The organism is Desulfocurvus vexinensis DSM 17965 (assembly GCF_000519125.1).
In the GTDB taxonomy this organism is placed as follows: Bacteria; Desulfobacterota; Desulfovibrionia; order Desulfovibrionales; family Desulfovibrionaceae; genus Desulfocurvus; species Desulfocurvus vexinensis.
Genome location: NZ_JAEX01000001.1, coordinates 576,458 through 594,731, shown reverse-complemented (window position 1 = coordinate 594,731; position 18,274 = coordinate 576,458). Strand labels below are relative to the sequence as shown.

Annotated in this window: 16 protein-coding genes; 8 read left to right on the top strand and 8 right to left on the bottom strand. The window is 70.5% G+C overall.

Annotated elements, in window-relative coordinates:
- Positions 1-31 precede the first annotated feature (31 nt).
- From leuB to G495_RS17270, 7 genes are all read right to left on the bottom strand, one after another.
- Entirely contained in the window at positions 32-1,105 is a 1,074-nt protein-coding gene (leuB, locus tag G495_RS0102765) for a 3-isopropylmalate dehydrogenase (RefSeq protein ID WP_028586555.1), read from the bottom strand.
- A gap of 2 nt (positions 1,106-1,107) precedes the next feature.
- Positions 1,108-1,611: a 3-isopropylmalate dehydratase small subunit gene (locus G495_RS0102760; protein WP_028586554.1), complete on the bottom strand. Its 504-nt coding sequence runs from the start codon at positions 1,609-1,611 to the stop codon at positions 1,108-1,110.
- 15 nt (positions 1,612-1,626) lie between these two features.
- Positions 1,627-2,886, bottom strand: coding sequence for a 3-isopropylmalate dehydratase large subunit (locus G495_RS0102755; protein ID WP_028586553.1), 1,260 nt, complete (start codon positions 2,884-2,886; stop codon positions 1,627-1,629).
- Complete coding sequence (locus G495_RS0102750; RefSeq protein WP_028586552.1) at positions 2,887-4,407, bottom strand: 2-isopropylmalate synthase; 1,521 nt, start codon at positions 4,405-4,407, stop codon at positions 2,887-2,889.
- A gap of 184 nt (positions 4,408-4,591) precedes the next feature.
- Positions 4,592-5,353: a CDP-diacylglycerol--serine O-phosphatidyltransferase gene (pssA, locus tag G495_RS0102745; protein ID WP_028586551.1), complete on the bottom strand. Its 762-nt coding sequence runs from the start codon at positions 5,351-5,353 to the stop codon at positions 4,592-4,594.
- Positions 5,354-5,361: 8 nt separating this feature from the next.
- Positions 5,362-6,021 (bottom strand): phosphatidylserine decarboxylase family protein, encoded by a 660-nt coding sequence (locus tag G495_RS0102740; RefSeq protein WP_028586550.1) that lies wholly within the window; start codon positions 6,019-6,021, stop codon positions 5,362-5,364.
- A 1-nt stretch (position 6,022) separates the two neighbouring features.
- The gene (locus tag G495_RS17270; protein ID WP_051444992.1) at positions 6,023-6,673 is read right to left on the bottom strand and encodes an HAD family hydrolase; all 651 of its coding nucleotides are present in this window, start codon (positions 6,671-6,673) and stop codon (positions 6,023-6,025) included.
- 123 nt (positions 6,674-6,796) lie between these two features.
- Here G495_RS17270 and G495_RS0102730 point away from each other — a divergent pair, with 123 nt between their 5' ends.
- From G495_RS0102730 to G495_RS20130, 4 genes are all read left to right on the top strand, one after another.
- Positions 6,797-7,810 carry a metal-dependent hydrolase gene (locus G495_RS0102730; protein ID WP_028586549.1) on the top strand — a complete coding sequence of 338 codons (1,014 nt, stop codon included), beginning with the start codon at positions 6,797-6,799 and terminating at the stop codon, positions 7,808-7,810.
- Positions 7,811-7,988: 178 nt separating this feature from the next.
- Positions 7,989-9,179 carry an efflux RND transporter periplasmic adaptor subunit gene (locus tag G495_RS17265; protein ID WP_035250524.1) on the top strand — a complete coding sequence of 397 codons (1,191 nt, stop codon included), beginning with the start codon at positions 7,989-7,991 and terminating at the stop codon, positions 9,177-9,179.
- Positions 9,179-12,298: an efflux RND transporter permease subunit gene (locus G495_RS0102720; RefSeq protein WP_028586548.1), complete on the top strand. Its 3,120-nt coding sequence runs from the start codon at positions 9,179-9,181 to the stop codon at positions 12,296-12,298. The genes G495_RS17265 and G495_RS0102720 overlap by 1 nt, the downstream gene beginning before the upstream one ends.
- A gap of 92 nt (positions 12,299-12,390) precedes the next feature.
- The gene (locus G495_RS20130; protein WP_051444990.1) at positions 12,391-12,879 is read left to right on the top strand and encodes a MarR family winged helix-turn-helix transcriptional regulator; all 489 of its coding nucleotides are present in this window, start codon (positions 12,391-12,393) and stop codon (positions 12,877-12,879) included.
- Between the two features lie 88 nt (positions 12,880-12,967).
- On the opposite strand, the gene G495_RS0102710 is transcribed toward G495_RS20130, so the two are convergent.
- Positions 12,968-13,816 (bottom strand): ribonuclease H-like domain-containing protein, encoded by an 849-nt coding sequence (locus tag G495_RS0102710; RefSeq protein ID WP_028586547.1) that lies wholly within the window; start codon positions 13,814-13,816, stop codon positions 12,968-12,970.
- Between the two features lie 222 nt (positions 13,817-14,038).
- On the opposite strand from G495_RS0102710, the gene G495_RS20125 reads away from it, so the two are divergent.
- The 4 genes from G495_RS20125 (at position 14,039) to G495_RS17250 (ending at position 18,272) form a co-directional block, all read left to right on the top strand.
- On the top strand, positions 14,039-14,905 hold the full coding sequence (locus tag G495_RS20125; RefSeq protein ID WP_051444989.1) for a class I SAM-dependent methyltransferase: 867 nt from the start codon (positions 14,039-14,041) through the stop codon (positions 14,903-14,905).
- Positions 14,902-16,302, top strand: coding sequence for a radical SAM protein (locus G495_RS0102700; protein WP_028586546.1), 1,401 nt, complete (start codon positions 14,902-14,904; stop codon positions 16,300-16,302). Before G495_RS20125 ends, G495_RS0102700 begins: the two co-directional genes overlap by 4 nt.
- Positions 16,303-16,418: 116 nt before the next feature.
- On the top strand, positions 16,419-16,571 hold the full coding sequence (locus tag G495_RS21550; RefSeq protein WP_156939548.1) for a hypothetical protein: 153 nt from the start codon (positions 16,419-16,421) through the stop codon (positions 16,569-16,571).
- A gap of 9 nt (positions 16,572-16,580) precedes the next feature.
- Positions 16,581-18,272 carry a carbamoyltransferase family protein gene (locus tag G495_RS17250; RefSeq protein WP_035250521.1) on the top strand — a complete coding sequence of 564 codons (1,692 nt, stop codon included), beginning with the start codon at positions 16,581-16,583 and terminating at the stop codon, positions 18,270-18,272.
- Positions 18,273-18,274 lie beyond the last annotated feature (2 nt).

Here is an 18,274-nt window from a genome sequence, read left to right as displayed (position 1 = left end):
TGGCAATATGCGGGCTCGCGCCGCACCGCTTCTACAGCTTTTCGGCCACAAGGTCACCCATTTTCTCGCACCCGGCCATGCGGCAGCCCTCCTCGCGGATATCGCCCGTGCGCCAGCCCGCGTCGAGCACGGCGGACACGGCGGCCTCCACGGCGTCGGCGGCGGCGGGCATGTCCAGGGAGTGGCGCAGCATCATGGCCACCGAGAGGATGGTCGCCAGGGGGTTGGCCCTGTCCTGCCCGGCGATGTCCGGCGCCGAGCCGTGGATGGGCTCGTAGAGCCCCGGCCCGTCCGCACCCAGCGACGCCGAAGGCAGCATGCCGATGGACCCGGTGATGCACCCGGCCTCGTCGGAGAGGATGTCGCCGAACAGGTTCTCGGTGACCAGCACGTCGAACTGCGCGGGGTCGCGCACCAGCTGCATGGCCGCGTTGTCCACATACATGTGCGAGAGCGCGACCTCGGGGTAGTCGCGGGCGGTCTCGATGACCACCTCGCGCCACAGGCGCGACACGTCGAGGACGTTGGCCTTGTCCACCGAGCACAGCCGCCGCGAGCGGCGCATGGCGGCCTCGAAGGCCACCCGCGCGATGCGCGCCACCTCGTGCTCGTCGTAGATCATGGTATTGTAGCCCACGCGCACGCCGTCGCGCACCTCCACGCCCCGGGGCTCGCCGAAGTAGGCCCCGCCGGTCAGCTCGCGCACGACCATCACGTCCAGGCCGTCGGCCACGATGTCGGGGCGCAGGAAGCAGGCCCGGCGCAGCTGCGGGAAAAGCTTGGCCGGGCGCAGGTTGGCGAACAGGCCCAGGGCCTTGCGGATGCCCAAAAGGCCGCGCTCGGGGCGGATGGCGGGGTCGATGGTGTCCCATTTGGGGCCGCCCACGGCGCCCAGCAGCACGGCGTCCGCCGCCTTGCAGGCCGCCACCGTGTCCCCGGGCAGGGGGCCGCCCGTGGCGTCGATGGCCGCGCCGCCGATGAGCGCCTCGGTGCAGGCGAACGTGCAGCCCTGGCGCGCGCCCAGGCGGTCCAGGACCTTGCGGGCCTGGGCCATGATCTCCGGGCCGATGCCGTCGCCGGGCAGGATGCAGATGGTCTTGCGCATGGCTAGCGGGCCTCCCCGGCCAGGCGCTGGCCCACGTAGCCCACCAGGCCCCCGGCGTCGAGGATCTGCTGCATGAACGGCGGCACGGGCTGGCAGCGGACCTCGGCCCCGGTGTCCAGGTTGCGGACCACCCCCGCGTCGGTGTCCACCTCGATGCGGCTGCCGTCGCCAAGCTGGGCGTAGCCGTCGCCGACCTCGATGAGCACCAGGCCCATGTTGAAGCCGTTGCGGTAGAAGATGCGTGCGAAGCTGTGGGCCACGACCACGGGGATGCCCGCGCCCTTGATGGCGATGGGCGCGTGCTCGCGCGAGGAGCCGCAGCCGAAGTTGGGCCCGGCGACCATGATGTCCCCGGGGCGGACCCGGGCAACCCAGCCCGCCTCCAGGCCCTCCATGCAGTTGGCCCCGAGCTGCGCCTCGTCGGTGGTAACCAGAAAGCGCGCCGGGATGATGGCATCGGTGTCGATATTGGCGCCCACGGCGTGGGCGGTGCCGGTGTATTGCATTGTCGCGTCTCCGTCCTAGAGGTCCGCCGGGCTGGCGATGGCGCCGACAACGGCCGAGGCGGCGGCCACGGCGGGCCCGCTGAGGTAGACCTCGGACTCCAGGCTGCCCATGCGCCCCTTGAAGTTGCGGTTGGTGGTGGCGATGGTCCGCTCGCCACTGGCCAGGATGCCCATATGCCCGCCCAGGCACGGCCCGCAGGTGGGCGGGCCGACCACGGCCCCGGCGTCCATGAAGATTTCCAGCAGGCCTTCGGCCAGGGCCTGGCGCCAGATGCGCGGAGTGGCGGGCAGCACGATGAGCCGCACGCCCCGGGCCACCCGGCGGCCGCGCAGCACGGCGGCGGCCTCGCGCAGGTCCTCGATGCGCCCGTTGGTGCACGAGCCGATGACCGACTGATGGACGGCCACGCCGCGCACCTCGGACACGGGGCGCACGTTCTCGGGCAGGTGCGGGCAGGCCACCTGGGGCTCCATGCCCGTCACGTCCAGGCGCACGGTGCGCTCGTAGGCCGCGCCGGGGTCCGGCGCCAGGGCGGCGTCGCCCGTGCGCCCGGCGGCGGCGGCGTAGGCCAGGGTCCTGGCGTCGGCCTCGAACAGCCCGACCTTGCCCCCGGCCTCGATGGCCATGTTGGCCATGGTCATGCGGCCCTCGACGGTCAGCGCCTCTACCGCAGCGCCGCCGAATTCCAGGGCCTTGTAGAGCGCCCCGGCCACGCCGATCTCGCCGATGATCCGCAGGATGTAGTCCTTGCCGCCCACATACGCGCCGGGGGTGCCGTCGATCTGCACGCGGATGGTCGGCGGCACCTTGAACCACGTCTCGCCCAGGGCCATGGCCGCAGCGATGTCCGTGGAGCCCATGCCCGTGGCGAAGGCGCCCAGGCCGCCGTAGGTGCAGGTATGGCTGTCGGCGCCGACCACCACGTCGCCGGGGCCGACCAGCCCCAGCTCGGGCAGCAGCGCGTGCTCCACGCCCACATCGCCGCCCTCGTAGTAGTGGACCACGCCCATGCGCCGGGCGAACTCGCGCACGGCCTTGACCTGCTCGGCGGAGTCGATGTCCTTGTTGGGCGTGAAATGGTCGCAGACCAGGGCGACCCGCTCCTTGTGGAACACCGCGCGGGCGCCCATGGCCTCGAAGCTCTTGATGGCCAGGGGCGCGGTGATGTCGTTGGCCAGCACCAGGGACACGCGGCAGCGCGCGATGCTCCCGGCCTCGCCCACGGCCTCGGCGCATTGGTTTTGCAGGATTTTCTGGGCCAGGGTCTGGGGCATCTACTTGTCCTCTCTTTTCTTTTCCAGGCGGTTCAAGGCGTTGAGCAGGGCCTTGGCGCTGGCGACGATGATGTCGGCGTCGGTGCCGCGGCCCACGGCGCGCTGGCCGCCGTGCTCGATCTTCACGGTCACTTCGCCCTGGGCGTCGGTGCCGTCGGTGATGGCGTTGACGAGGTACTGCTCCAGGGTGGGCCGCTTGCCGATGATCTCGGCAATGGTGTTGAACACCGCGTCCACCGGGCCCACGCCGAAGGTCGCGAGCTTCCGCTCCTGCCCGTCCACTTCCATGATCACCGCCGCCGTGGGCGGCACGCTGATGGTGCCGGACTGGATGTGCAGGTGCTTGAGGCGGTACTTGTCGGGGATGCGGAAGACCTCTTCGAGCACGATGGCCTCGACGTCCTCGTCGTATATCTTTTTCTTGATGTCCGCCAGCCTCTTGACGGCGCCCGCAACCACGTCCACCTCGGCGTCGGACAGCCGGAAGCCCATGGCCTCGACCTTGGATTTCACGGCGTGGCGGCCCGAATGCTTGCCCATGACCATGTCCGTGCCCGAGCGCCCGACGCTCTCGGGGGTCATGATCTCGTAGGTCTCGCGGTGCTTGAGCACGCCGTCCTGGTGGATGCCCGACTCGTGGGCGAAGGCGTTGTCGCCGACCACGGCCTTGGTGGCCGGGATGGGCCGGCCGATGATGCGCGAGAGCATGCGGTTGGCCGGGAAGAGCTGCTCGGTGATGATGCCGTGGCTCACGGGGTAGTACGCGGGCCGGGTGCGCATGTTCATGACCACCTCCTCCAGGGCCGCGTTGCCCGCGCGCTCGCCGATACCCGAGAGGGTGACCTCCACCTGGCGCGCCCCGGCGCGCACGGCGGCCAGGGTGTTGGCCACGGCCAGCCCGAGGTCGTTGTGGCAATGCACGGAGAACACGGCCTGCGAGGCATTGGGCACCGTTTCCATGAGGAAGGCGATCAGCTCGGCGAATTCGCCGGGCTGGGCGTAGCCCACGGTGTCGGGAATGTTGATGACCCGGGCGCCGCATTCGATGGCCAGCTGGCAGATCTCGGCCAGGAAGGGCCGCTCGGAGCGCGAGGCGTCCTCGGCGGAGAACTCCACGTTGGGCGTGAGGCTCGCGGCGTGGCGCACGGCGCGCTCGGCCATGGCCAGCACCTGGTCCGGGGCCTTGCCCAGCTTGTGCTTCATGTGCAGCGGGCTGGTGGCGATGAAGGTGTGGATGCGCGGGTTGCGCGCGCCGCGCACGGCGTCGAAGGCGCGGTCGATGTCCTGGGGCAGGGCCCGGGCCAGCCCGGCCACCTGGGCGCGCTCCACGGCGTCCGCGATGGCCCGCACGGACTCGAAATCGCCCTCGCTGGCCGCCGGGAACCCGGCCTCGATGATGTCCACGCCCAGGGTGTCGAGCTGGCGCGCCAGGCGGACCTTCTCGCGCAGGTTCATGGTGCAGCCCGGGGACTGTTCGCCGTCGCGCAACGTGGTGTCGAAGAAATAGACGCGGTCGGACATGGGTATCTCCTTGATGTGCCTTGCGGCGGGCGGCCCGGGCGGGGCCCGGCGGCGCGCCGCTGGTGGTGGTGGCGATGTCGGGAATCTGCCGGTGGCACCCGGAGGGAAAACAGGCGTTCCGGGCGCCGCGCCCGGCGCGCGCCGCCCTGGTGGTGGACCGAGGGGAAGGAGGTGCGCCGTGGCGCTACGAGTGCGTGCGAGTCCGCTCCCGTAGGATATGGGGGCGGCGTAGGAGCAGATAGTAAGTGTGGATAGGCCCGGAGAGCACGTAGCCGAACAGGATCAGGAAGCCCAGGGCCTTGGGCTGCGAGGCGACCAGCACGAAGAGCAGGATCACGGTGACCATGCTGCTGAACGGGTGGGCCTTGACGAAATCGTATTCCTTGAAGGCGGCGTAGCGCACGCGGCTGACCATGAGGAAGGACAGGCCGTAGGCCAGGACCAGGGCCGCCTCGGGCAGATGCGTGGCAACGAACCCGGGGGCGAAGGGCTCGAAGAGCACCAGGGTGGCCATGACGCAGCCCTGGGCCGGGATGGGCAGGCCGATGAAATGCTTCTTGGACGAGGTGGAGGAGTTGACGTTGAAGCGCGCCAGCCGCAGCGCCCCGCAGACCACCAGCAGGAAGGCGGCCATGAGCCCCAGCCGCCCGTAGGCGTGCAGCTGCCACTGGTACATCATGATGGCTGGGGTCACGCCGAAGGCCACCAGATCGGCCAGGGAGTCGTACTGTACGCCGAATTCGCTGGTGGAGCCGGTGAGCCGGGCGACCTTGCCGTCCATGCCGTCGAACAGGGCGCTGACCAGGATGGCCAGCGCGCAGGCCTCGAACTGGCCCTGGATGGCCCACATGATGCCCAAAAACCCGGAGAACAGGCTCGCCGTGGTGAGCATGTTCGGCAGGATGTAGACACCCTTATGGAACGGTCTGTCCTTGGGCTCGTTCATGGTCCGCGTCACTCTTGCGTGCGCCCGCCCTTGCGGCGGGCGATGATGGTCTGCCCGGCGAGGACCCGTTCCCCGACGTGCACTGCTATGTCATAGGCATCGGGCAGGTAAAGGTCAACCCTGGAGCCGAACTTGATCATCCCGAAGCGCTCGCCCCGGCCCAGGGTGTCGCCGGGCTCCACGCGGCAGACGATGCGCCGGGCGATGAGCCCCGCGATCTGCACCACGCTCCACTGGCCGCCCTCGGCGCCGCGGATGTCCAGGGACATGCGCTCGTTGTCCTCGCTGGCCTTGTCCAGGCTGGCGTTCAGGAACTTGCCGGGGTGGTATTTCAGGCGCTCCACCGTGCCCGCCACGGGCATGCGGTTCACGTGCACGTCAAAGACGTTCATGAAGATGCACACGACCTTGCGTTCCTGCCCGGTGAAGGGGTCGCGCGCAAGCCCGGCCTTGACCACCTTGCCGTCGGCGGGCGACACGGCCACGCCCGGCTCGGGCGAGGGGTAGCGCTCGGGGTCGCGGAAAAAATTCACGGCAAAAGCCGTGAGCGCCAGGCCGATGGCCGTGCCGGTCACGCAGTCCAGGATGGCCAGGACCAGGGTGAAGAAGGCCGCGAGGCCTATGGCGGGAATGCCTTCCGGGGTGATGCCGACGGACGGTCTTTTCATCTCAGCCCTCCAGGCCGGGGCAGAATTTCCTGAACTGACGCTCGAAATCCTGGCGGCCCGTGTAGTGGATGGCCAGCAGCCCCCGCTCGCGGGCGCGGCGGATGTGGCCCTCGAAATCGTCGATGAACAGCGCCCGGCCCGGCTCCACCCCCAGGGCGGCCACCACGTCGTCGAACAGCGTGGGGTCCTTCTTGGTCTTGCCCAGGCGGTAGCTGTTGAGCACCAGGTCGAAGCGGCGGTAGAAGCCGTGGGCGGCGTCCAGTTCCTCAAGCCAGTTGGTCTGGTCGCTCAGGATGGCCACCTTGTACCCGGCGCCACGCAGCTTGTCCACCCGGGTGAACATGAAGTCGCGCGGCACGAAGCGCGAGAGCAGCTCGCGGCGCAGGGCGGCGTCGGGCTCGGCGATGCCCGTGCGCGCGCGCAGTTCCTCCCAGAACTCGGCCTCGCTGACCCGGCCCTCCACGTAGCCGCCCCGGCGCACCACGTCCACCGCCGTCTCGGCCAGCCCGCCGGGGTCCATGCCGTGGCGCGCGGCGATGGCCCGGAAGCCCTCGAAGAAGCCCTCCTCGGCCAGCACGCCGCCGAAGTCGAAGATCACGGCGTCCAGGGCCCGGCACGGGCCGCCCGCCATGTCCAGCACCTTGTGCATCATGGTCGAAAACCTCCACCGCAAAGGTGCATTCATGAACATATCGCCGCCTCCTGGTCAAGGACGCCCGGGGCCCGCCGCCGGGCCGTCTTGCCACGGCCCCGCCGGGTGGGATACACCCCGGCCATGGATCCGGTAACACACATCGTCTCCGGCGCGCTGGCCGGGCGCGCCGCGGCGGACCGCCTGGGCACCCGCGCGGCCTACGCCCTGTGCGTGCTGGCCGCCTGGCTGCCCGACATCGACAACTTCGTGGGCCTGGGCCCCGAGGCCTACCTGCGCCACCACCGCGGCGTGACCCACTCCCTGGCGGGCATCGTGGTCCAGGCGCTGCTGCTCACCGGGGTCTTCCGACTTTTCGGCAGGGCCTTCGCGCCGCTTAAGACCTTCCTGCTGGCCCTGGCCCTGCTGGGGCTGCACCTGTGGCTGGACGTGATCACCACCTACGGCACCCAGCTCCTGGCGCCCTTTGACGACACGCGCTTTGCCTGGGGCAGCGTGTTCATCATCGACCCCTTCCTGACCCTGGGGGCCCTGGCCCTGTTCGGCCTCTCCCTGCGCAGGGGGGCCCGGGGCGAGCCGGGGCGGCGCCTGGCCGTGGCCGGGCTCGCGCTGCTGGTGGCCTACCCCCTGGCCTGCCACGGCGTGCGCGCCGCCGTGGCCGCAGCCGTGCCCGGGGTGCTGGCGGCCCAGGGCCTGGAGGGCCGCCCCTTCGAGGTCGCCCCCGACGCCCTGACGCCCATCTACTGGAAGGTCACCGTGCAGGACGGCGACCGGCTGCTGGTGGGCACGACCACCGCCCTGCCCGCCGCCAGCCGCCCCCTGGAGTTCGACGCCTTCACCCGCGCCGACCCGGCCCTGCTGGAGCGGCTGACCCGCGAGGCCCCGGTGTTCGCCACCTGGGCCTGGTTCGCCCGCCACCCGGCCATGGAGCCCGCCCCCGCCTCGCCGGACCCGGGCGCCGAACGCGCCGTGCACTTCTCCGACGTGCGCTTCCACTCCACGGCCCCGCCCATGCGCCTGCTGGCGGGCCGCAGGCAGACGCCCTTCGTCATCACCGCCGTGTTCGGCCCCGGGGGCGAGCTGACGCGCGTGCTCTACGGCGGCCAGAGCCACCCCCTGCGCTCCGCCGGGTCCTGACCGCCAGGTCCTCAAAAAATATTTCCAACCTCTCCAGCTAGTTGCCTTGTTCCAGCAGGGCAAAAGCCCCCGCTCCCCCCTTGCCAGGGCTCGCAAAAGAGATTACCTGCACCCCTATCAAATAGCACGCTAACTATTTGCGTGCGAGAGAACCTTCCCCGCAGAGGAGTCACCGTCCATGCCGCGCATTGCTTCCCCGGCGCTCCGGCGCCTGTCCGCCCTGCTGCTCACCATCGCCCTGGCCGCCGCCCTGGCTGGCTGCGGCGACAAGCCCCAGGCGGGTGCAGCGTCCGCCCCGCCCGCGCCCCGGGTCCGCGCCCTGACCCTGGCCAGCGCCGACCTGCCCCTGACCAGCGAATTCGCCGCCCAGATCACCGGCTCGCGCGATGTCGAGGTCCATGCCCAGGTGGGCGGCATCCTGCTGGAGCGCACCTATGTGGAGGGCGCCTACGTGCGCAAGGGCGACCTGCTCTTCCGCATCGAGCCCGACTCCGCCAGCGCCAGCAACGAGCAGGCCCGGGGCGAGCTCAAGCGCCTGCGCGCGACCATGGAGCTGGCCCAGGTGGACCGCGAGCGCACCGAGGCCCTGTTCGCCCAGGGCGTGGTCAGCGCCCAGGAGCGCGACGACGCCGTGACCGCCTTCGACCAGGCCAGCGCCGCCGTGGAGGCCGCCGAGGCCGCCGTGCGCGAGACGTCCATCACCCTGGGCCGCACCGAGGTCCGCGCGCCCATCTCGGGCGTGACCAGCAAGGAGTCCATGTCCGAGGGCAGCCTGGTCAGCGTGGGCGGCAACAGCCTGCTGACCACCATCACCCAGGTGGACCCACTGTACGTGAACTTCTCCGTGCCCGGCAGCCAGGTGCTGCGCGACAAGCGCCTGGAGGCCGAGGGCCGGCTGGCCGTGCCCGAGGGCGGCATGACCGTGCGCCTGAAGCTCTCCGACGGCAGCATCTACGAGCACACCGGGCGCATCGGCTTCGCCGACAGCCGCGAAGACCCGCAGACCGGCACCGTGAGCTTCCGCGCCACCCTGCCCAACCCCGACGGGCTCGTGCTGCCCGGGGGCTACGCGCGGGTCATGGTCGAGGGCATGGTGCTCAAGGACGTGCTGCTCGTGCCCCAGCGCGCGGTGCTCTTTACCAAGGACGCGCCCCTGGTCTATGTGCTCGACGCCGAAAACGCCGCCTCGCCCGTGCCCGTGGCCCTGGGCCGCGCCGTGGGCGACAGCTTCGTGGTCGAGGGCGGGCTCAGCGCCGGGCAGACCATCGTGGCCGAGGGCGTGATCAAGGTCCGCCCCGGGGCCAAGGTCGCCGTCATCGACGAGACCCCCGCGGCCCCCGGCGCCAACAACGGGCAGGGCAACGGCTGATGTTCTCGCGCTTTTTCATCAACAGGCCGATCTTCGCGACGGTCGTCTCGCTGTTCATCGTCCTGGCGGGCGCCCTGTCCCTGCGCGTCCTGCCCATCGCGGAGTTCCCCGACATCGTGCCGCCCGAGGTGCAGGTGTCGGCCCGCTACCCGGGCGCCAGCGCCGAGACCATCGCCCAGACCGTGGCCGCGCCCCTGGAGCAGAAGATCAACGGCGTGGACAACATGCTCTACATGCGCTCGGTGAGCGCGGGCGACGGCAGCCTGACCATCACCGTGAGCTTCGAGGTCGGCACCGACCCCGACCAGAACACCATCAACGTCAACAACCGCGTGCAGGCCGCCGAGTCGTCCCTGCCCGAGGAGGTCCGCCGCCAGGGCGTCACCGTGAGCAAGAAGTCGTCGAGCATGCTCATGGTCCTGGCCATGGAGTCCGGCGACGGGCGCTACGACGCGGTGGACGTCAGCAACTACGCCCTGGTCAACGTCATCGATGAGCTCAAGCGCATCCCCGGCGTGGGCGACGCCATGGTCTTCGGCTCGCGCGACTACTCCATCCGCATCTGGCTGCGCCCCGACAAGCTGGCCGCCATGGGCCTCACGCCCTCGGATGTGGCCGCCGCCGTGGGCGAGCAGAACGCCCAGTTCGCCGCCGGGTCCATCGGCAGCGAGCCCCTGGATGCCCCGGTGGAGATGACCTACACCGTGACCACCCAGGGCCGCATGGTGGACCCCGAACAGTTCGCGGACATCATCCTGCGTGCCAACGAGGACGGCAGCTTCCTGCGCCTGCGCGATGTGGCCGAGGTCGAACTCGGCGCCCAGAGCTACAACATGGTCAGCAAGCGCGACGGCAAGGCCGCGGCGGCCATGGGCGTCTACCTCGCCCCGGGCGCCAACGCCCTGGAAACCGCCGACCGCGTCATCGCCGCCATGGAGCGCCTCTCGGCCCAGTTCCCCGACGGCATCGGCTACTCCGTGCCCTACAACACCACGACCTTCGTGCGCATCTCGGTGCAGGAGGTGCAGCAGACGCTCATCGAAGCCTTCCTGCTGGTGTCGCTGATCATCTTCATCTTCCTGCACAACTGGCGGGCGACCCTCATCCCGCTGCTGGCCGTGCCGGTGTCCATCATCGGCACCTTCGCGGGCATGTACGCCCTGGGCTTCAGCATCAACACCCTGACCCTGTTCGGCCTGGTGCTGGCCATCGGCATCGTGGTGGACGACGCCATCGTGGTCATCGAGAACGTGGAACGGGTGATGAAAACCGAGTTCCTGCCGCCCAAGGAAGCGACCATCAAGGCCATGGGCGAGGTCAGCGGCGCGGTGGTGGCCATCGTGCTGGTGCTGTGCTCGGTGTTCATTCCCGTGGCCTTCATGGGCGGGCTGTCGGGCGAGATGTACCGCCAGTTCGCGGTGACCATCGCCGTGTCGGTGATCATCTCGGGCATCGTGGCCCTGACCCTGACCCCGGCCCTGTGCGCGCTTTTGCTGAAAAACGAGCACCGCCAGCCCATCCTGCCGCTTTTGCTCTTCGAGCGCTTCTTCACGCGGCTCACGGCGGGCTACACGGCGGGCGTGCGCCTGCTGCTCAAGCGCTCGCTGCTGGCCTTCGCCCTCTTCGCCGTGCTGTGCGTGGTGTCCTGGCGCATGTTCGCCGCCCTGCCCCACGCCCTGGTGCCCGAGGAGGACAAGGGCAACATCCTGTCCGTAACCATGCTGCCCGAGGGCGCCTCGCTCTCGCGCACCGAGGCCGCCATGGACGCCCTGGCCGGCACGATGCTCAAGGCCCCCGGGGTGGACGGCATCATGACCCTGACCGGGCTGGACCTGCTCTCCGGCGCCATGAAGACCAACACCGGCACGGCCTTCGTGACCCTCGCCCCCTGGGACGAGCGCAAGAAAGGCCCCACGGTGGACCAAGTCATCGGCATGACCTTCGGCGCGGGCGCCTCCATCACCGACGCCTTCGTGCTGGCCTTCAACCTGCCGCCCATCATGGGCATGAGCAACACCGGCGGCGTGGAGGGCTACGTGCAGGACCGCGGCGGCAACAGCCTGACCGAGCTGGCCGCGCGGGTCAACGAGCTGGTGGCCAAGGCCCGCACCCGCCCCGAGCTGGGCAGCGTGCAGGCCATGTTCAGCGTCAACGCGCCGCAGATCAACGTGGTGCTCGACCGTGACCGCGCCCGGGCCATGGGCGTGCCCATCGACCGCGTGTTCGAGACCATGCAGGCCACCTTCGGCGCCTACTACATCAACGACTTCAACCGCATGGGCCGGACCTTCAAGGTCCAGCTCCAGTCGCGCGGGGAGTTCCGCGACAACCCCGATGACCTCGCCGACGTGTACGTACGCTCGGACACGGGCCGGATGATCCCCCTGACGGTGCTGGCCACGGTGGAGCGCACCACCGGCCCCGAGGTGGTGGAGCGCTTCAACGTGTTCCCGGCGGCCAAGGTCATGGCCAGCCCGGCCCCGGGCTACAGCTCCGGCCAGGCCATGGACGCCCTGGAGGAGGTCACCCGCGCCGAGCTGCCCGAGACCTACCACCTGGCCTGGACCGGCTCGGCCTACCAGGAGCGCGCTACGGGCGGCACCTCGCTCACCGTGCTGCTGCTCGGCCTGCTGATGGTCTTCCTGATCCTGGCGGCGCAGTACGAGCGCTGGACCCTGCCCCTGGCGGTGATCCTGGTGGTGCCCTTCGCGCTGTTCGGCGCCGCCGGGGCCACCCTGCTGCGCGGGCTGTCCAACGACACCTACCTGCAGATCGCCCTGGTGACCCTGGTCGGCCTGGCTTCCAAGAACGCCATTCTCATCGTGGAGTTCGCCGTGCAGCAGCACAAGTCGGGCATGGGCATCGCCGAGGCCGCCGCCAAGGCCGCCGAGCTGCGCTTCCGGCCCATCGTCATGACCTCGCTGGCCTTCATCCTGGGCTGCCTGCCCCTGGCCATCAGCAGCGGCGCGGGCGCGGCCAGCCGCCACGCCATCGGCACCGGCGTCATCGGCGGGATGCTCGCGGCGACGTTCATCGCGCCGTTCTTCATCCCGACCTTCTACAAGACCATCATCGGCCTCACGGAACGGCTCCGCCGCCGCCCCAAGGGCGACGGCTGACCCCCCGCGACCGGCGTCCCGCCCGACACTCCTCCGGGCGGGGCGCCGCAGCGGGCAAACCCGGGGCCCGGCGCCCCCGACCAAGGAGCACCATGGACACCTGCCCCCCGACCACCGGCGTCACCCCGCTTTTCAAGGCCCACGCCATGAACGCCATCCTCTTCGCCCGCGAGCTGCGCCAGACCATGGACGAGATGTTCAAGCCCTACGGCATGAGCAGCTCGCGCTGGATGGCCCTGGCCATCCTCAAGGACGCCCTGGAGCCCCTGTCCCAGAAGGAACTGGCCCTGCGCATGGACATCGAGGGCGCGACCCTGGTGCGCATCATCGACGCCCTGGAGCGCGACGGCTGGGTGCGCCGCGCGGTCTCGCCCCTGGACCGGCGCATCAAGCTGGTGTCCATGGAACCCAAGGCCCAGGAATTCGTGCGGATCTTCATGGACGCCATGCAGCGGCTGAACAAGGCCCTGTACGGCGGCATCCCCGAGGCCCGGGTCCGCGACAGCGTGGCCCTGCTCGAAAGCCTGCGCTGCAACCTGCAATCCTTCTCCGAGGACCTGCGCGAAGACGCCCCGGCCTGAGGCCGCGCCGCGCGCCGCAGGACGAAAAAGGCCGCCCGGGCTCCCGCAGGGGAACGCCCGGACGGCCTTTTTCGCGCCCCCGCCGGGGCTACAGCCCGTAGCGCCGCCGCAGGGCGGCCACCAGGGCCGGGTCCGGCCTATGGGGCAGGGGCGCGGGGGCCGGGGGCGCGGGCAGGGCCAGGGCCACGCCGTGGGGCGTCGCTCCCGCCAGGGCGTTCCAGGCGTGGACCATGAGCGGCTCCAGGCCGACCACGTCGGCGGCGTTGTAGGCCAAAAGGGTCTCCAGGGCCGCCGGATTGCCCGTGGTCTGGTATTCGTGCCACAGCAGCACGGCGAAATAGCCGTCCACGCCGTCCAGCCCGTCGCGCGACAGGCCGAGCTGGCGCTCGATGGCCTTGAGCCCGCCCGACAGGCCCACGCGCTTCATGACATGGCGCAGGTCGATATGGGCCATGTCCAGCTTCAGGCCCAGCTCGCGCCGCAGAAAGGGCACGTCGAAGCTCTTGCCGTTGAAGGTCACCAGCAGGGAAAAGGCCTGGATGTCATCGGCGAAGCGCTCCAGGTCGCGGCCATGGACGTAGGTGCGCACGCGCCCGCCGCCGTACAGGGCGATGGTGGTGATGTGGTCCCCTCCGTCGTGCGACAGGCCGGTGGTTTCGATGTCCACGTAGGCCGCGCCGTGGCGGAAGTCGGCGAACAGCCGCCAGTCCTGCCCGGAGGGCAGCTGCCGGGCGAACCACAGCGCGTCGCCCGCCGCCAGCCGCTGGCGCGACAGCTCCAGGTGCTGGCGGACCCAGGCCGCGCGGGGGCCCAGGGCGCGCGGGCCCGTTTCCGGGGCGGCCAGGGCGTCGTCCCAGCAGGCCAGGCCCCGGCTCCAGTATTTTTCCTCGGTGCCCACGCCCACGCGCGGGATATGGCAGAACGTGTGCTTGAGCATGGCCGTCCTGTGGCTGTATGAAGTGCTGCGCGGCGCAGGGTACGGCCCCGGGCGGACGGCGTCAAGGCACCGACACCGCCCCCGGGGGAAGTGCGCGCGGGCGGCGCCCGCCCGGGCTTGCCCGGCCTGGAACGATTCATGCATTTTCTGCGAAAAACCGCATACCGGCACAAACGACCCCGGCCCCGAAGCTCCGGGACCGCAGGAGGACCACCCCAGCCCATGCCCCCCCAGGCCCGGATACGCTTCACAGCCAAGGCGCTGCTGCGGCGGCTTCTGCCGCCTGCGGCCCTGCGCGCCCTGGACCTCGTGCGCCCCGGGCGGACCAACGCGGGCGAGGCCCGGCCCCGGGCCCTGGCGGCGGAGCTGCTCGACCTGGCCGCGCGCCAGGGCCGCGCGCCCGCCGCAACGAGCCTGCTGCTTTTGGGCTGCGGGCGCTACGCCCTGGAGGGCGTGCACCTGCTGGGGGCCGGGTTCGCCCGGGTCGTGCTGGCCGACCCGCAGCTCGCACCGGCCGATCACCCCGGCCACCAGCGCCGCCTGCGGGCCGAATGCCAGCGCGCGGGCCTGCCCTGGGCCGAGGCCCAGGCACGCCTGACCCTGCTGCGCGGCAGCATCGAAACCCTGCCCGTCCCGCGCCCCGATGGCCGGGTGGACCTGATCTACAGCGGCTCCGTGCTGGAGCATGTGGCCGATCCGCGCGCCGTGTTCCTGGCCTTGCGGGCCTGGCTGCGCCCCGGCGGAGCCATGGCCCACTGCGTGGACCTCACCAGCCACGAGCGCGACCACAACCCGTTCATCATGCTGACTTTTCCCGAGTGGCTGTGGCAACGCGCCCTGTCGCCGCGCGCGCCCTGCCTGCTCAACCGCTGGCGCGTGGCCGACTACGAACAGGCCCTGGCCGGGGCCGGATTCGGCGGCTGGCGCACGGAAATCCACGCCACGGACCCGGCGGCCCTGGCGGCCATCCGCCCGCTGCTGGCCCCGCCCTACAGGCACCTGCCCGCGTCCGCCCTGGAGGCCACCTGCGTGACCTTCCACGCCGCCCCGGGTTCCGCAACCGAGCATCCTTCCAGGAGAAGCCCATGAATTCCATCACCGCCCCGTCCTATCCCGAACAGGAGCAGGCCCGGGCCCTGCCCTCCCCGGCCCAGGCCGCGCAGTACCTGGAGCAGGCCTACAGCGACCGCAGCAAGCCCGCCCCGGTCTGGCTCGACCTCGGCCTGCTCTACCAGGAGCTGGGCGACCGCGAGAAGGCCGTCAACGCCTTCTGCCGCGTCATCGAGCTGGACCCCGAGGGCGAAGGCCAGGCCCGCCTGAGCGCCCTGGAAGAGGCCGACGCCGCCGCCCGCGCGGCCGCAGATGCCCAGCCCCAGGCCCTGGGCCCGCAGGACATCATCGAGCGCGGCAAGCTCATCCAGGCCCGGCTGGCCGACGTGGAGCGCTTCTTCCGGTTGAGCGTGGTCTATCTGGACATCACCAACTTCTGCAACTACCGCTGCGCCCACTGCGGGTTCGCCGCCCACCGCTGGACCGACGAGCACGACATCCGCAAATACATGCCTTTCGAGGAAGCCAGGGAGTACATCCACAAGGTCGAGCGCGGGCTGCGCATCATGGAGCAGGCCTACGGCATCCGCTACGACCGGCGGCGGATCATCATCCACCCCCAGGGCGGCGGGGAACCCCTCATCCACCCCGACTTCCACGCCGTGATCCGCGAAATCACCCGCTTCGGCTACAGCACCCGGCTGACCACCAACGGCTCCATGCTCCACGGCGAGCGGGCTCAGGCCCTGCTGGAGGCCAACCTGAACGAGCTGCACATCAGCATCGACGCGGCCTCGGAAGAGACCTACGCGGCCATCCGCCAGAAGGGCATGTACGACCGCGTGGTCCGCAACGTGGAGAATTTCATCGTCCAGTGCAGGCGGATGAAGCCCAAGCCGCACATCACCGTCTCGCTGTGCCACTCGCCGTTCAACAGGAACGACTGGAAGGCCTTTTGCGAATACTGGGCCCCCAGGGCCGACGACGTATGGATCCAGCGCTACATGCCCGTGCACGGCGAAACGCGCGCCGAGCACGAGGGCAGGTACACCGGGCCGCGGCTCTTCTGCCCGCGGCTGCCGGGCTGTTTCGCGGTGAATTCCGGCGGCGACACCATCGGCTGCCAGTGCGGCTTCGTCCAGGCGGGCAACCTGCGCGCTCAGAATTTCGAGGACATGTTCCTCTCCCTGGAGCGCATCCGGACCTTCGAGTGCCACGAGCAGGGCCGCTTCGACGAGGTGGACGCCTGCCGCGACTGCGCGCGCTGGATCGACAAGATCCCCCTGGAGGACGAGAAGATCATCGCCATCAAGGGCCGGGCCTACCGGCTCAAGCGCACCCACGAGGACGTGCGCATCTACAATTCCATAGGCAAGAAGATCGTATCCCTGGACGACCCGGCCTTCCTGCCGCCGCTGCGCCAGGACGAGCCATGAGCCCCGCCCGGGCAAGCTGACCCCGCGCCGGAAACATGCCCGGCATGTTCCGTGCATGTTTCCGGCAGGCCGCCAGCCCGGCGGCAACGCATCCGCCCCCCAGGAAGGAGGACGCCATGCATCAGGACGATGCCCCCGGCCAGGCCCTGGCCGCCCTGCTCGAAGGACTCTTCGACCTCGCCGCCACGGAGCTGGACACGGCCTTCGACGCCAGCTCCTCGTGGCTGGACGCCGACGACCCATCCTGCGACCTGGACAGCCAGTACTAGGGCGCGGCCATGAACGTCCTTGGCATCTCCTGCTATTTCCACGACGCCTCGGCCACCCTCGTGCGCGACGGCGCCATCGTCGCGGCCGCCGAGGAGGAGCGCTTCACGCGCAAGAAGCACGACAGCCGCTTTCCCGAGGCCGCCATCCGCCACTGCCTGGACGCGGGCGGGCTGGACATCGCCCAGGTGGACGCCGTCTGCTTCTACGAAAAACCCCTGCGCAAGCTCGAGCGCCTGCTGGCCACGGGCCGCACCTGGCGCGGCCTGTCCGAAGGCTCCGTGGCGCGCCAGCTCTCCTTGTTCCTGCACGAGCGGCTGTTCATGGAGCGCGTGCTGGCGGCGCGCCTGGGCTACGCGGGGCCCGTGCGCTACTGCGACCACCACCTCGCCCACGCGGCCTGCGCCTATTTCACCTCGCCCTTCCCCGCCGCCGCGCTGATGACCGTGGACGCCGTGGGCGAATGGGCCTCCACCGTCCAGTTCGTGGCCGAGGGCAACACCATCCGCCGCCTGCGCGAGATCCGCTACCCCCACTCCCTGGGCATGCTCTACAGCGCCGTCACGGGGTTTCTGGGCGTCAAGGTCAACAACGACGAGTACAAGGTCATGGGCCTGGCCTCCTACGGCCAGCCGACGTACATGGACCAGCTCGCGCGCGTCTTCCGCCAGGGCCCCGACGGCAGCTTCCGCCTGAACCTCGGCTATTTCGACTTCACCCACGACACCCGGCGCATGCATTCCCGGCGTTTCGAGGAGCTGCTGGGCCCGCCCCGGACGCCCGACGCCCCCCTGACGCGGCGCCACATGGACCTCGCGGCCTCGGTGCAGGCGCTCACGGAACAGGCCATGGTCGCCCTGGCCGCCTCGCTGCACGAGGCCAGCGGCGGCATGGACGCCCTGTGCCTGGCCGGGGGGCTGGCCCTGAACTGCGTGGCCAACACCCGGGTGCTGCGCGAGTCGCCCTTCACGGCCCTGCACGTGCCCCCGGCGGCGGCGGACGGCGGCGGCAGCATGGGCGCGGCCCTGTACTGCTACTGGCACGGGCGCGACGAGGCCCGGCCCCTGGCGCCGCACAGCCCCCTGCTCGGCCCCGCCTTCGGCAACGAAGCCATCGAGGCCGCCCTGCGCGCCGCCGGGCTGCCCTTCCAGCGCCTGGACGACGAGGCCCTGTTGCGGCGCACGGCGGAGCTCATCGCCCGCGACCAGATCGTGGGCTGGTTCCAGGGGCGCATGGAGTTCGGCCCCCGGGCCCTGGGCAACCGCAGCATCCTGGCCAACGCCACCAACCCGGCCATGAAGGACATCGTCAACTCCCGCATCAAGTTCCGCGAGGACTTCCGGCCCTTCGCCCCGGCGGTGCTCGCAGAGCGCGCCGGGCAGTGGTTCGACCTCGACGCCCCGAGCCCCTACATGCTCCTGGCGCCGCAGGTGCGCCCGGGCATGGACGCGCGCATCCCCGCCGTGACCCACTGCGACAACAGCGCCCGGGTGCAGACCGTCAGCCCCGCCGACAACCCGCGCCTGCACCGCCTGATCACGGCCTTCGAAGCCCTGACCGGGGTGCCGGTGGTCATGAACACCAGCTTCAACATCCGCGGCGAGCCCATCGTCTGCACCCCGCAGGACGCCTGCCGCTGTTTCCTGAAGACGGACCTGGACTTCCTGGTCATGGGCAACTACCTGGCAGACAAGGGGTTCTAGCC

Coding starts and splice junctions, on each gene's coding strand:
- leuB (WP_028586555.1), bottom strand. CDS start 1,105: ATGCGCAAGACCATCTGCATCCTGCCCGGCGACGGCATCGGCCCGGAG.
- G495_RS0102760 (WP_028586554.1), bottom strand. CDS start 1,611: ATGCAATACACCGGCACCGCCCACGCCGTGGGCGCCAATATCGACACC.
- G495_RS0102755 (WP_028586553.1), bottom strand. CDS start 2,886: ATGCCCCAGACCCTGGCCCAGAAAATCCTGCAAAACCAATGCGCCGAG.
- G495_RS0102750 (WP_028586552.1), bottom strand. CDS start 4,407: ATGTCCGACCGCGTCTATTTCTTCGACACCACGTTGCGCGACGGCGAA.
- pssA (WP_028586551.1), bottom strand. CDS start 5,353: ATGAACGAGCCCAAGGACAGACCGTTCCATAAGGGTGTCTACATCCTG.
- G495_RS0102740 (WP_028586550.1), bottom strand. CDS start 6,021: ATGAAAAGACCGTCCGTCGGCATCACCCCGGAAGGCATTCCCGCCATA.
- G495_RS17270 (WP_051444992.1), bottom strand. CDS start 6,673: ATGATGCACAAGGTGCTGGACATGGCGGGCGGCCCGTGCCGGGCCCTG.
- G495_RS0102730 (WP_028586549.1), top strand. CDS start 6,797: ATGGATCCGGTAACACACATCGTCTCCGGCGCGCTGGCCGGGCGCGCC.
- G495_RS17265 (WP_035250524.1), top strand. CDS start 7,989: ATGCCGCGCATTGCTTCCCCGGCGCTCCGGCGCCTGTCCGCCCTGCTG.
- G495_RS0102720 (WP_028586548.1), top strand. CDS start 9,179: ATGTTCTCGCGCTTTTTCATCAACAGGCCGATCTTCGCGACGGTCGTC.
- G495_RS20130 (WP_051444990.1), top strand. CDS start 12,391: ATGGACACCTGCCCCCCGACCACCGGCGTCACCCCGCTTTTCAAGGCC.
- G495_RS0102710 (WP_028586547.1), bottom strand. CDS start 13,816: ATGCTCAAGCACACGTTCTGCCATATCCCGCGCGTGGGCGTGGGCACC.
- G495_RS20125 (WP_051444989.1), top strand. CDS start 14,039: ATGCCCCCCCAGGCCCGGATACGCTTCACAGCCAAGGCGCTGCTGCGG.
- G495_RS0102700 (WP_028586546.1), top strand. CDS start 14,902: ATGAATTCCATCACCGCCCCGTCCTATCCCGAACAGGAGCAGGCCCGG.
- G495_RS21550 (WP_156939548.1), top strand. CDS start 16,419: ATGCATCAGGACGATGCCCCCGGCCAGGCCCTGGCCGCCCTGCTCGAA.
- G495_RS17250 (WP_035250521.1), top strand. CDS start 16,581: ATGAACGTCCTTGGCATCTCCTGCTATTTCCACGACGCCTCGGCCACC.